We start from the raw sequence: 13,105 nt of genomic DNA on the forward strand, positions 1-13,105 counted from the left end.
GCAAAGATACAATGAATGAGTTAGAAAGCTATATCCATCACTATTTTAGTATCAGTACTGCCGATTGCCAAACTATTGCCGGTTTATTTAACAGGGAGGTTTTAAATAAAGGCGATTTTTATTTAAAGACCGGCAGGTACTGCAACAAAATGAGCTTTATCAAACAGGGCATGCTGCGCATTTATGTCACCCTGCCCGGTAACGAAGTAACCCAATGGATAAGTGCTCCCGGTTATTTCGTAACCGATCTTGCCGCCTTCCTGTTCCGCACACCTGCCAGGTGGAACATCCAGGCGCTAACCGATACAGAGCTTTTCACCATCGACCACGAAGCTTACACCAATATCGGTAAGCTGATACCCAAATGGCACGAGCTGGAGAAACTTTTTATCGGCAAATGCTTTGTAATGCTCGAAAACCGGGTATTCGATCATCTTTCCTTATCTGCCGAAGAACGCTATGATCGATTTTTCGACCAGAACCGTGAGCTGTTCAACCAGGTACCGCTGCAATACCTGGCATCCATGCTCGGCATGACACCCGAAACCTTTAGCCGCATCCGCCGCAAAAAGCTTTCTTGATTTTTGTCAAGAGCAAACCGGTGTTTTGACCCCGACCTTTGGTTCAACATAAAAGATCAAACGTCATGAAAAACACCATCAAATCAGAAGAAGCTGCCTTAACCGCCCTGGGCATTTATTTTTTAACCACGTATAACCTGGGCTTGCCCGTTTGGGTTTGGATACCACTTTTCCTTAGTCCGGATATCGCAATGTTAGGTTATTTGGTTGATACCCGAGTTGGCGCATTTACCTATAACCTGTTTCATCATCGTGCGGTAGCCATAGTTTTGGCTTTCGCCGGATATGGGTTACATGTGCCGGTATTGCTCACCATCGGAATTTTGCTGTTCGCTCACTCTTCTTTCGACAGGATGTTAGGCTACGGCTTAAAATACCCGGATAGCTTTAAACACACCCATTTAGGCTGGTTGCCCGATAAAACAAAACAAGCATAGTTGTAGTTATGCATTGAAGCTCCCTTTGGGGGTTAAAGGGGTTAAAAAGGCATACGCGCCAAAGGCGCTATGTCCTGCCCAACGAAATCGTTCTTTAAGAATTTATAATACCCGGCAATGGCAATCATAGCAGCGTTATCGGTACAATATTGAAACTGCGGTATAAAAGTATTCCAGCCCATCTCCTGCCCCAAGGCTGTAAGCCCCTGGCGCAGGTCCGTATTGGCAGACACGCCTCCGGCAAGGGCGATGTCTTTAATCCCGTATTGCAGCGCGGCTTTTTTTAATTTGTTGAGTAAGATGGTAACCACCCGTTTTTCAACCGAGGCGCAGATGTCGGCCATCCGATTTTGCATAAAATCCGGGTCGGCAGCTACATTATCGCGAATGAAATACATGATTGCTGTTTTTAACCCGCTAAAGCTAAAGTCGAGCCCCGGAATATTAGGTTCCGGGAAAGCAAAGGCATCCGGATTGCCCTGGCGGGCATATTTGTCGATCATCGGTCCGCCCGGATAAGGCAGGCCCAATATCTTGCTCGTTTTATCCAGTGCCTCGCCTGCTGCATCGTCGGTAGTCTGGCCAATAATTTCCATATCAAAGTAGTCTTTCACTAAAACTATTTGCGTATGGCCGCCCGACACGGTAAGACACAGAAACGGGAACTGCGGCCTGGGTTCATCAATAAAATGCGCCAGGATATGGCCCTGCATGTGGTTTACTTGGATAAGCGGGAGGTTTTGCGCCAGGGCAAAAGCCTTGGCAAACGAAACCCCTACCAGCAGCGAACCTAAAAGTCCGGGGCCGCGCGTAAAAGCTACCGCATCAATATCATTTTTGCTTACTTTTGCGTTATGTAATGCCTGCTGTACCGCGGGAATGATATTTTGCTGATGCACGCGCGAAGCGAGTTCGGGCACAACGCCGCCATAAGCTGCATGAATGGTTTGATTAGCAATAACATTGCTCAGTATCTTACCGTCAACACAAACTGCGGCCGAAGTTTCATCGCACGAAGATTCAATTCCTAAAATAACAGGCATTTTTACATTTTTTAGAGCACAAAGTTATTAAAAAAGCGCTTAACATAATATTATGGGTACTGCTGATCTTCATCAGCCTGCTCGGCGCTATATTATTTGCCCTGCAATTTAAACCTGTGCAAACCTGGCTGGCTAAAAAGGCGACCACTTATCTTTCTAAAGAATTAAAAACCACGGTATCTATCGGCAGTATCGATGTAAGGCCCTTTTCGTCGGTTGTTATCGAAGATTTTTATGTGCTCGACCGGCAAAAGGATACGCTGGTCAGCACGCCGAAACTTACGGTCGACCTGTTAAACTTTTCCATTTTTCGCAATATTAAGAACCATGTTATCGACTTCAGCCTGGTGCAGTTGGATAACGGCTCTGTCTATCTCAAAAAACAAAAAGACAGTACAACTAACTTTAAATTTATTGTCGATCATTTTAAATCTACGGATACCACTAAATCGACGGGCAAACCATGGAGCATCAACTTTCAGAAAGTGGTTTTAAACAACCTGCACTTTCGCTACAAAAACCAGTTGAGCACCGAAGTTACACCTGCCCAGGTTAACTTTAACGATGTGGATGTGCAGCACATGAGCACTGTGCTAATCAATCCGGACTTTAAAAATCACCTGTTCAAAGCCGGCATTAACAACCTGACGCTGAAGGACAAAAGCGGTTTCTACCTCAAAAACCTGACCGCCGCCGCTACCGTCGATACCAACCAGATCCTGCTTCAGCACTTACTGCTGGTGACCAACCGCTCCAATTTCAGCGATTATTTCAGGATGCAGTTCCGGTCGTTCGATGATTTTGACGATTTTGAGAATAAGGTTTACATGGACGCCGATTTCAAGTCGTCGAGAATATCGTCGCTGGATATCGCCTACTTTACCATCAGCCTGCAGCACATATTTTTTGATATAGGTATCGATGGCAGGATAAAAGGACCGGTAAGCAGCCTCAAGGCCAAAAACCTGACCGTCAGCAGCGGACAGGCCACCTACGTTAAGGGCGATTTTAGCCTGAAGGGGCTACCGCATTGGGACAAAACTTTCCTCGAATTAAAGTTTGAGCAGATAGCCACCAATAAAAAAGATCTCGACCTGCTGTACAGCCGCTTTACAGGTACGCCTAACAGGCACCTGCCCGATATTGTTGGTAAATTCGGCAACGTTAATTTTTCGGGCCAGTTTACCGGTTTCCAGAACGATTTTATTGCTTATGGCGACTTCAAGACCAGGCTCGGCCGGTTTAACTCGGATATTAACCTCAAGTTCGATAAGAACAATGTCCCGAGTTATAGCGGGAAACTTAACACCACTGATTTTGATTTAGGCAACCTGATAGACAATAACACGCTTGGGCGTGCTACCTTAAAAGCAAATATAAAAGGACGGGGGTTTGAGTTAAAAAACCTGACCGAGCAACTGGATGCAAAGATCGATTATATCGACTTTAATGGCTACCGTTATAACAATGCTACGCTGAACGGCACCTTCCTGAAAAAGAAATTCGACGGCGCTGTCCTGGTAAACGACCGTAACCTGAACCTTGATTTTAAAGGTGCGGTCGATCTTAACCCCAAACTGCCCGCATTTAACTTTACCGCAGCCATTAAAGGAGCGCATCTCAATACGTTGAAGCTGGCTAAAGATACTATCGGTTTAGACGCCCTGGTAACCAGTAATTTTACAGGTAACAACCTCGAAAATATTGAGGGTAGCATCCTGATGCGCGATGTTAAAATGAGTGTGCCCAGGCACGACTATTTAATAGACTCGGTATACTTTGCGGCCAGCGGTAAGGAAGGCGAGGTACGCCAGTTGACGCTAAAATCGGGCCTGGCCGATGCTAAGTTAAAAGGTACGTACGACCTGGCAAGTTTGCCCGATTACTTTAAGGCCATTGCCAAAAAATATATCCCGTCGTTACAAACTGTTATCGCGCCAAGCAAACCGCAAAATTTTGATTTTAACATCCAACTCAAAAACCTCGACCCTATAACTGCCTTATTTGCACCACAGCTGAAACTACCCGATCAGGGCACTTTTATCGGTAAATTTAATTCGGTAAACAAAACGGCTACGCTTAACGGCCTGGTAAAAACCGTAAAATACAATAACATTGTTTTTCACGATCTGCTGGTCGACGAAAGCACCAACAATGATATGCTCGAGCTTAACTTGTCGTTCAGCAAGGTCAACTTCTCCGACAGCGTATTTGTAAAAGACATTAACATCAGCAATTTTTTAAAGCGCGATAGTTTAAACTTCAACGTTAAATTATCGGATAAGAACGCGGTTAACCAGCTCGACTTGTATGGCCTGGTGCAATTTGCGCGCGATACCGTTGCCCGCCTGAAACTCCTGCCATCCGATATCATTATCGAGCACCAGGTATGGAAACTCGCTAACCAGGCCAGGGTACGCTTTTTGGATGGTAACAAAACCCAGCTGAACGGTTTTGAACTGGCTAATGGCACGCAGGATGTAAAAATAGACGGCATCATTTCTTCCGACCCTAATGATCACCTCAAGCTTACCTTCAGCAGGTTTAACATGAGCACTTTGAACCAGCTCAGCAAATCGTTTGGGGTAATGCTCGACGGTAAGTTAAACGGCGATGTGGATATCGCATCAGTTACCGGCAAGGCCAATATGGAGTCAAAATTAGGTATCGATTCGCTCAGTTTCAACAAAAGCCTGATTGGCGATATCAAGTTTAACACTCAACTGGATAACGATCAGCACACGGCAAATGTTAAACTGAATGTGTTTAACCGCGGCCTCGAAACCCTAACTGCCAATGGTGTCTATAAACTTGCTGCGGAGGGCGATAATCTCGATTTTGACCTGCACATGAACCAAACTTCGGCAGCTATTCTCGAACCTTTTGTAAAAAGCCTGGTATCAAACTTAAAAGGCACGCTTTCGTCTGACCTGAAAGTTACCGGAACATTATCGAAACCGCTGATTAACGGCACGCTTACTTTTGCCAATACCGGCGTAACCGTAAACTATCTGAAAACACCTTATATAGTTAACGATAAAGTAAGCGTAACCAATAGTATAGTCAACATTGATAACCTGATTTTAAAAGATAGCCATAATGGTATAGGTGTTGCAAACGGAACCGTAGACCTAAGCAAAGACCTGTCGAACCCGACACTTAACATAAATCTCAAGGCCACTAATTTGCTTGCTTTAAACACTACTTTTAAGGATAACCGCCTGTACTACGGCACGGCTTACGGTACGGGCGACTTTAGTTTTGTCGGCCCGATCGATAACATGAATATCACCATAAGTGCCAAAACGCAGGAAGGCACGGTGTTTAACATTCCGCTTAACACGTCGAGTACAGCTTCCGATTATGAATTTATCCGTTATGTATCGTTAAAAGACACCACTAAAACCGCTAAAAACACAACCCTGTTTAAAGGTGTAACCTTAAATTTCGATCTATCGGCCGACGAGAAAACCGTAGTTAAAATATATACCGATTATGGTTTACTCACCGGCAGCGGCACTGCGAATAACCTGTCGCTCCGGATTAACAGCCTTGGCGATTTTGAGATGTTTGGTGCCTTTCTGATCACTTCGGGTAAGTTTGAGTTCACGGCTAAAAGTGTGATCAGTAAAGTTTTCCAGGTTAACCAGGGCGGTACGATACGTTGGACGGGCTCGCCAAACAATGCGGATATTAACCTGGTAACCTCTTATGATGTGCGGGCCAACATCGGCGATCTGTACCAGGCCGCGGGCTTAACTTCACCAAAAGGTAACCAATACGAACTGGTACAGGCCCAGCTTAAACTAAGCGGCCCGCTGATCAAACCTAATATCGATTTCGATTTTAACTTTCCTACCGATGCCTCGATCAAGGATGAACTGGGTACTTATCTGAACGACCCTACCAATCGCAGTCAGCAGGCCCTGAGCCTGATCGTACGCCGCAGCTTTAACAAAGGAGCTGCAGGTAATACTTTAACCAACCAGGTATCGCAAACCGCTCAGGACGCTTTCAGCGAATTGGTATTCAATAAATTTAACAGCGTACTATCTCAAAACATCAAGGCTTTCGATCTGAACCTCAGCTCAGCACAGGAGGCCAGTTTAGCAATCAAACTATTTAACGACCGATTGCTGATCAACGGAAGCTTATATAGCACCCTGGGCAACAACCAGCTTTTTGGCAACAGCCAGTATCTTTTCAATTCAAACTTTAACGATTTGACGAAAGATTTCCAGGCGCAGTATTTTATCCGTAAGGACGGCCGGCTTACGGCCACTTATTCGTACCGTGCACTGAACAATACAACAGTTTTAAACAGCAGTATCAACACCCAATTAGGTGTGCAGTACGTAAATGGCTTAGGTTTAATTTATCATCGGGATTTTGATACTTTCGGCGAGTTTTTCAGAGCCATGTTCAGTGGCGGCAGAAAGCAGCAGCCAACACCCAAAAAGACTGATACCACAGTTATACCTACACCTGTACCTAAACAAAAAGAGAGCGAAGACGATAATTAATGATTGCCCAAAATGGTATGGCCCATTTTATCGCGTTTGGTTTTCAGGTAGTTTTCGTTGTGCGGGTTTGATGCGATCTCCATCGGCACATTTTCAACCACTTTGATACCGTAACCTACTAATCCGGCTCGTTTTTTTGGATTATTGGTCATTAAACGCATTTGCGTGATACCAAGGCTACGTAATATCTGGGCACCGATACCATAGTCGCGCTGATCCATCTTAAAACCCAGTTGGAGGTTGGCATCAACAGTGTCGAAGCCGTTTTCCTGTAAACTGTAAGCTTTTAATTTATTGATCAGGCCAATGCCGCGGCCTTCCTGGTTCATATATAGCACAACACCCTTACCCTCTTTCTCGATCATTTCCATCGCCTTATGCAGCTGAGGGCCACAGTCGCAGCGGCACGATCCGAAAATATCGCCTGTAACACACGAACTGTGTACGCGCACTAATACCGGTTCATCTTTCTCCCAGGTGCCTTTTACCAGTGCGAGGTGATTCTCGCCCGTATCAATCTGGGTATAAGCTACCATATCGAAAACGCCCCATTGTGTCGGCATTTTAACCGATACATCTTTATGGATCAGCGTTTCGTTAGCCAAGCGGTAAGCTATCAGATCTTTAACTGATACGATGACCATATTGTGCTCTTTGGCAAACTCCAGCAAATCGGGTAAGCGGGCCATCTCGCCATCATCTTTCATGATCTCGCAGATCAGGCCTGCAGGTTCAAAACCGGCCATTACAGCCAGATCGATGGCTGCTTCGGTATGCCCGGTACGTCGCAAAACACCGCCATCCTTGGCTATCAGCGGGAATATATGGCCCGGTCGGCCCAGGTCTTCGGGTTTAGTGGCCGGATCGATCAACGCAAGGGTAGTTTTCGACCTGTCGGTAGCCGAAATACCGGTAGTACAGCCCTGCCCTATCAGATCGACTGATACCGTAAAATTTGTCTCGTGCGATGAGGTATTATGACCGACCATTGGCTCCAGTTCGAGCTCGGCTGCCCGTTTCCTGGTAATAGGGGCGCATATCAATCCGCGGCCATATTTAGCCATAAAATTGATGGCCTCGGGCGTTGCGTTACGTGCTGCAGTTAAAAAATCACCTTCGTTCTCACGGTCCTCGTCATCAACAACGATGATGATCTTGCCGGCTTTGATATCTTCGATGGCTTGGGTTATGGTATTTAGCATGGGGCTTTATATTATGGAAAATCATGAGAGCAATAAAAACTCATGACGTTTGCAAAGTTAAATAAGTAATGGCTAAAGCTGGTCGGCTAAGTGTAAAATGAACAGGCATTTACACCTTATACGTTGCCCGGCCGCTTTCGGGTTGCTTTAATCCTGTTCAGCAAATCGGTAAAAAAGCGCTTATACAATTCAAGATCAAACAAAACCGAATCGTTAGCCGCCTTATACGACAGAAACACCCCAATAGGCATTAACACAAAAATAGCCACCCAGGTACCCAAAACAGGTGATAGGCTACCATCTTTAGCCGATTTTTCGCCGATGGTAGATATGATATAGTAAACAAGGAAAAACACTACTGATATCACCACCGGCAAACCAAGCCCTCCTTTGCGGATAATGGCGCCAAGTGGTGCGCCAATCAGGAACAGAACCAAACATGCGGCCGACAGGGTGAACTTTTTCTGATATTCGACCTGGTAACGCCGCAACACACTTTGTTGCTCGCGGTAAGTATCTGCTTTATTTTTTAGAATGTCTTTTATCGAGTTCACCTCGGAGTTGGCATTGGTAAGCGCCACTACCCCATCATCTGGCGAAAATGCCGAAAGAATTTGTGGCGATTTTAACTTTTGTGGTTTAATACCTGTTGCTTTGTGCGGCATAGTAAAATACCGGCTGTAAGGTGTTATTTGACTATAATTCTGACCGACGCTACGCTCGAAACCTCTTTTTACCACTTTAAATGTATCCTGCAGCTGCTTGGAACTCATCATCTGGTAAGCGCCCTTAAACTCGGTCTGTGGCGTGCGGCTGATGGTGAAACCTGCCAATGAAAGTTTTTGCGATGTTTCTTTAAACCTGAAACGGGTAAATGTTTGCCTTGCATTGTATGCGCCCTGGTTACTTGCACCTTCTTCATATCGTATCCCGTCTTTAAGTTTTAATACCAGGTACTTATTATCAGGGCTTTTAAACATCTCGCCTTGCTTGGCAAATATTACATTGTTGCTGTTATAGGTAAGGCTTTTTTCGTAGATCATGATATTATACAATATCCTGTCCTCGGCATCCTTGCCACCTACGCGTATCGAATAGCCCGGAAAACTACTATTGAATACATTGATCTTGATCAGTGAGGCCGATTTTTGCTTTCGCACATCATACAAAAGCGAGTAAAATTTGAGATTAGCTACCGGCAACATATAATCCGAAAAAACAAAGGCGCCTATACTAAGCATGGCCACCACAATTACCATAGGGTAAAGAGCCCTGCTTAACGAAACCCCGGCGGCCTTGATGGCAACCAGTTCATAGTTTTCGCCAAGGGTACCATAAGTCATGATGGATGATAATAAAACAGAAAGCGGCAGAGCCATAGCAACGTTGGTTGCAGAAGCATACAGCATCAACTGTAATATGGTATACCATTCAAAGCCTTTTCCTATCAGGTCGTCGATGTATTTCCATAGAAATAGCATCAGCAACACAAACATGACGATTAAGAAGGTTACAATAAATGGCCTGATAAAGGCTTTGAGTATTAAAAGGTGTATCTTCTTCACGGTACAAAATTAGGGATTTTATTATCCCGTTTATGCACCTAAAACGCTAATCAGGTACTCGATCTGATTATCCCAGATTAATTTTCTTTCGGCGATGTTTTCTTCAAGCGCAAAATCGGTAACACCCAGCGCCACATCGTTGGTCAGTTCGTCCTGCAATATTTCCATTTCGAAATAGCATTGCGGCTCGTCATCCACCCATTTAAACCGCACCAGTTTATTCTCCTTCACGGCCAGCAACTTAGCTTTTTGTTGTTCATCATCCCAGGTAAAGGTGTACACCTGGTCGCGCACGTTAACATCATCGGCAAACCATTGCGACAGCCCATTAGGCTCGCTTATGAAACTAAATAATATCCTTGGCGATGATTTGATCTCGTACTCGATATTGAACTTCTTCTTCTCAGACATATTAGGGTTTAAAACAGGTGGTAAATATTACTGGGCGTAAATGTTAACATTTTTTCTAAAGAAAACGAATTTATGCTATATTTGCAAACCTTTTTTAAAAGGTACCCCGGCGGGGTAGCTCAGATGGTTAGAGCGTAGGATTCATAATCTTACAATTTTGTAACGGAATGGCTTGAATTAAACAAAACGACGCCCTCTGTTACTTCTCAAGGCAATAAGACGTCATCATTGTTCAAATCAAACCAGCCATACCGTTAACAAAACCGTTAACAAAATACGACCTTTGAACGGGGCGTGGAAACAAATTTTTAACCTTAAAAATGTTTCCACATGGCAACCGCAAAAATTATTACCTGGAGTAGGGCTGACAAAAACGCTCAATTCCCGATCGGGATCAAAGTATCCCAAAACGGTAACCCCGCTTATTTATTTGAAGGCAATTCACTCTCATCTCGTGATCTGTGGGATGCAAGCAAACAGCAAGTAAAGAAAGCGCACCCGCACCACATGCGGCTTACTAATTTCCTCACAAAAAGGCTTTCTGAAATCAATGGTAAAATCATCGAATTTGAAACTGACAAACGAACCTATACCGCAGAAGATATTGTTAATGCAGTAAAGCCCAAGCCAGTAAAAGAAACGCCACTGGAACCGAGACTACCTTTATTAAAAGATGTAGCAGATAACTATCTTCGAGAACAAAAAGACTTGGGCAATTACGATGTTTGGAAGTCCGATCAAAGCAAACTGAAACGCTTTTATGAGTTTGCCGGGGAAGGTGTTACGTTCCCCGAAATAACGGTTGAATATTTGCGCCGTTATACACTGTTCCTACGCACGGGCCGCAACCTCAACAGAAAAGGCCACATACCTTTAAGTGATCGCACGGTTACAAATCACCTGCTTGTGATCCGTACCATGTATAACCGCGCCATAACCGCAGGACTGGCCGGGAAGGACACTTATCCGTTTGGCGGTAAAGACAAGATTATCATCAAATTCGGCAAAACCGAAAAAATCGGCCTGACTGGCGATGAAATAAACCAACTTAAACAGCATGTGTTCTTACCAGAACATGCCCATTTGCACCACAGTCGCAATATTTGGTTGGTGTGCTTCTATTTTGCCGGGATGCGTATTACGGATGCGCTGTTGTTAAAATGGTCGGATTTTCAAAACGGCCGCTTTTATTACACGATGTCGAAGAATGGCGAGCCGGGTTCGCTGCCGATTCCCCTGGTTGTGTCAGCCATTCTCGAAGAATACAGAAACGCGTGCTATGCGCATGACCTTGTGTTTCCTTTCCTGAAAAACTTGGACAGCCTCGATGATCGTTACGAGGTACGTAGGCGGGTCAATTCCGTCACGAGATTGATCGGCGAACACATGGCCATCATCATGGAATTGCTTAAAATCAATAAAAACGCTTCTCCGCATAAGGCCCGTCATGCTTTTGCCCAACGTGCCGAAGAAAAAGAAATCCATCCAAAAGTCCTGCAAAAGATGTATCGCCATGAGAGCATCATCACAACAATGCAGTATCAATCGAATTTCTCGCATAAAAAGGCGGACGATGCATTGGGATCGGTGATAGATTTTTAGTTAAATAAAAAGTAAATAGGATAATTGTTTACAATTATCCTATTTACTTTTTAATGTTTTAATGGTACATTTGTAGTAAAGGTAAAGACAATGAAACTTGTAATCGACATTGCTGATAATAAAGCGGATAGCTTTCTGGAATTGCTTAAAGGCCATTCCTATGTGAAAGCTAAGCCCCTGTCTGCGCCCGATGCTGCGGTACTGGAAGAATTAACCCATATCAAAAAGGCTTTCAAGCTTGCCGATAAAGTAAAGGCGGGCAAGATCAAGAGCCGTCCGGCGTCAGAATTGTTGAATGAACTATAAAGTCCGCACGATCCAGCCGTTTGACAAACAGGCTAAACGGTATCTGAAAAAATATCCTTCGCTTAAGTCAGAATTGGCAACCCTTATTAGTGAGTTGGAGCAAACGCCTGATATTGGCACGTCTATAGGCCATGATTGTTATAAAATACGTATTGCGATTGCCTCAAAAGGTAAAGGTAAATCGGGTGGCGCAAGGGTCATCACCTGTGCGGTAGTAAAAGATGCCGAAGTTTATTTACTGTATATGTACGATAAGTCCGAACAATCGACCGTAACCGACAAGGAATTATTAAAGCTTTTGGAATATATCGACTAATTGCAAGTCACTCTATAAAAACAAAACACGAGCCGAAGGATGTAGGCCACAAAATTGTGCGGGGTTTACCAAAATCCAATGAAATATTTTATTTCATCCTCGATGCTTTTTGTTTTGTTCCACGATATCGATTGGGTGGTAATATTCTTCTGCTGCCTGATATTCTCGGTTCAATCCAACTTAGCAGTCACTTCCGTGGTTTTAAATAGTTTAAAAAGAGAAATACAATGGTAAATAAGACGCCTATTGCGCCGATTATCATGCATATTAGCTCAATTGTTTTAGCAGAGACGACGTTATCTCCATTTTCAGTTCTTCCAGGTTTCAATTGTGGCTGAATATTTTGATCCGTACCTTTAGACAACGATAGCAATCTCTGATGCGGAGAATCGCGTTTTGATACTTCGGGCGATTTTAATCCAGTATTTTGCTTACTTGCGGTACTGTAGTCAGAGTAATTAATAGGATATGCCCATCTTATAGTCTCATAATCATTGGACGCTCCGGTCTTAAAAGAATATTGGATTGAGGTATTTCCAGTAAGTTCCGCGTTTAGAATTTTACTTTCTGTCAAAGGATAAAAAGTCGAAGGAAGATTTTTTGAGTTTAATGAAATGTACGCCGCAAGTGGGCCATATACCCGCTTGCTAACAGGGATTTTCCAAATAACAGAATCTTTTCTTTTTAGAAGTTCGATTGGATGTACAACAGTTAAGCCTGCTGCCTGCTTATCTTGATAGTACCAGCGAGATTTTTTGAGATTTGCTAAAACCGCATTTATTTTTTCATAGCTACTGCTACGCACGTTAAATTGAACAGTACTTGAATCTGAACCGTAAGATGAACTGAAACTTACATTGTTTTGTTTAAAGTTTTTTCTCAATAGTTCAGTATAGGCAATCAAATCTGATTTATTGATTTGATTGTTTTCTTTTATATCTATTAAAGTAAAGTTACCTGAGCAGAATTCTTGATCAGCGTTTATTTCTAATGACATGATTCTACATGATGTAAATAACACAAATATGGGGCAAGCAAGGAATAATATCTTTCTCATATTCTAAAGATAGAATAGTAGCAGCAATATTTATTCTGAAAATATTTTTTCTTAAAATATAA

The 13,105-nt window shown here is 43.6% G+C and carries 11 protein-coding genes; 6 read left to right on the top strand and 5 right to left on the bottom strand.

Annotated elements, in window-relative coordinates; translation table 11 throughout:
• Positions 1-11: 11 nt before the first annotated feature.
• Together BEL04_RS18025 and BEL04_RS18030 are read left to right on the top strand one after the other, a co-directional pair.
• Positions 12-581 (top strand): Crp/Fnr family transcriptional regulator, encoded by a 570-nt coding sequence (locus BEL04_RS18025; protein ID WP_066006266.1) that lies wholly within the window; start codon positions 12-14, stop codon positions 579-581.
• 65 nt (positions 582-646) lie between these two features.
• On the top strand, positions 647-1,018 hold the full coding sequence (locus BEL04_RS18030; RefSeq protein WP_066006165.1) for a DUF4260 domain-containing protein: 372 nt from the start codon (positions 647-649) through the stop codon (positions 1,016-1,018).
• A gap of 41 nt (positions 1,019-1,059) precedes the next feature.
• Here the strand turns inward: BEL04_RS18030 and tsaD are convergent, their stop codons facing one another.
• Positions 1,060-2,061 carry a tRNA (adenosine(37)-N6)-threonylcarbamoyltransferase complex transferase subunit TsaD gene (gene tsaD, locus BEL04_RS18035; RefSeq protein WP_066006166.1) on the bottom strand — a complete coding sequence of 334 codons (1,002 nt, stop codon included), beginning with the start codon at positions 2,059-2,061 and terminating at the stop codon, positions 1,060-1,062.
• A 116-nt stretch (positions 2,062-2,177) separates the two neighbouring features.
• Between tsaD and BEL04_RS18040 the strand changes: the two genes are divergently transcribed.
• The gene (locus BEL04_RS18040; RefSeq protein WP_083227981.1) at positions 2,178-6,584 is read left to right on the top strand and encodes a translocation/assembly module TamB domain-containing protein; all 4,407 of its coding nucleotides are present in this window, start codon (positions 2,178-2,180) and stop codon (positions 6,582-6,584) included.
• On the opposite strand, the gene BEL04_RS18045 is transcribed toward BEL04_RS18040, so the two are convergent.
• The 3 genes from BEL04_RS18045 to BEL04_RS18055 all read right to left on the bottom strand — a co-directional run bounded on the left by BEL04_RS18045 (position 6,581) and on the right by BEL04_RS18055 (position 9,762).
• Positions 6,581-7,786, bottom strand: coding sequence for a bifunctional 3,4-dihydroxy-2-butanone-4-phosphate synthase/GTP cyclohydrolase II (locus BEL04_RS18045; RefSeq protein WP_066006168.1), 1,206 nt, complete (start codon positions 7,784-7,786; stop codon positions 6,581-6,583). The genes BEL04_RS18040 and BEL04_RS18045 overlap by 4 nt on opposite strands.
• A gap of 116 nt (positions 7,787-7,902) precedes the next feature.
• Entirely contained in the window at positions 7,903-9,351 is a 1,449-nt protein-coding gene (locus BEL04_RS18050) for an LptF/LptG family permease (RefSeq protein ID WP_066006169.1), read from the bottom strand.
• 30 nt (positions 9,352-9,381) lie between these two features.
• Positions 9,382-9,762, bottom strand: a complete 381-nt coding sequence (locus BEL04_RS18055) for an START-like domain-containing protein (RefSeq protein ID WP_066006170.1) — start codon at positions 9,760-9,762, stop codon at positions 9,382-9,384.
• Positions 9,763-10,092: 330 nt separating this feature from the next.
• On the opposite strand from BEL04_RS18055, the gene BEL04_RS18060 reads away from it, so the two are divergent.
• The 3 genes from BEL04_RS18060 (at position 10,093) to BEL04_RS18070 (ending at position 11,986) form a co-directional block, all read left to right on the top strand.
• Positions 10,093-11,364, top strand: a complete 1,272-nt coding sequence (locus BEL04_RS18060) for a site-specific integrase (RefSeq protein WP_066006171.1) — start codon at positions 10,093-10,095, stop codon at positions 11,362-11,364.
• A gap of 90 nt (positions 11,365-11,454) precedes the next feature.
• On the top strand, positions 11,455-11,670 hold the full coding sequence (locus BEL04_RS18065; protein WP_066006172.1) for a hypothetical protein: 216 nt from the start codon (positions 11,455-11,457) through the stop codon (positions 11,668-11,670).
• Positions 11,660-11,986 carry a type II toxin-antitoxin system RelE/ParE family toxin gene (locus BEL04_RS18070; protein ID WP_066006173.1) on the top strand — a complete coding sequence of 109 codons (327 nt, stop codon included), beginning with the start codon at positions 11,660-11,662 and terminating at the stop codon, positions 11,984-11,986. Before BEL04_RS18065 ends, BEL04_RS18070 begins: the two co-directional genes overlap by 11 nt.
• A 187-nt stretch (positions 11,987-12,173) precedes the next feature.
• On the opposite strand, the gene BEL04_RS18075 is transcribed toward BEL04_RS18070, so the two are convergent.
• The gene (locus BEL04_RS18075) at positions 12,174-13,043 is read right to left on the bottom strand and encodes a hypothetical protein (protein ID WP_175404105.1); all 870 of its coding nucleotides are present in this window, start codon (positions 13,041-13,043) and stop codon (positions 12,174-12,176) included.
• Positions 13,044-13,105: the final 62 nt, after the last annotated feature.

It is taken from the genome of Mucilaginibacter sp. PPCGB 2223 (assembly GCF_001705515.1).
In the GTDB taxonomy this organism is placed as follows: domain Bacteria; phylum Bacteroidota; class Bacteroidia; order Sphingobacteriales; family Sphingobacteriaceae; genus Mucilaginibacter.

Coding starts and splice junctions, on each gene's coding strand:
- BEL04_RS18055 (WP_066006170.1), bottom strand. CDS start 9,762: ATGTCTGAGAAGAAGAAGTTCAATATCGAGTACGAGATCAAATCATCG.
- BEL04_RS18030 (WP_066006165.1), top strand. CDS start 647: ATGAAAAACACCATCAAATCAGAAGAAGCTGCCTTAACCGCCCTGGGC.
- BEL04_RS18070 (WP_066006173.1), top strand. CDS start 11,660: ATGAACTATAAAGTCCGCACGATCCAGCCGTTTGACAAACAGGCTAAA.
- BEL04_RS18045 (WP_066006168.1), bottom strand. CDS start 7,786: ATGCTAAATACCATAACCCAAGCCATCGAAGATATCAAAGCCGGCAAG.
- BEL04_RS18025 (WP_066006266.1), top strand. CDS start 12: ATGAATGAGTTAGAAAGCTATATCCATCACTATTTTAGTATCAGTACT.
- tsaD (WP_066006166.1), bottom strand. CDS start 2,061: ATGCCTGTTATTTTAGGAATTGAATCTTCGTGCGATGAAACTTCGGCC.
- BEL04_RS18060 (WP_066006171.1), top strand. CDS start 10,093: ATGGCAACCGCAAAAATTATTACCTGGAGTAGGGCTGACAAAAACGCT.
- BEL04_RS18065 (WP_066006172.1), top strand. CDS start 11,455: ATGAAACTTGTAATCGACATTGCTGATAATAAAGCGGATAGCTTTCTG.
- BEL04_RS18075 (WP_175404105.1), bottom strand. CDS start 13,043: ATGAGAAAGATATTATTCCTTGCTTGCCCCATATTTGTGTTATTTACA.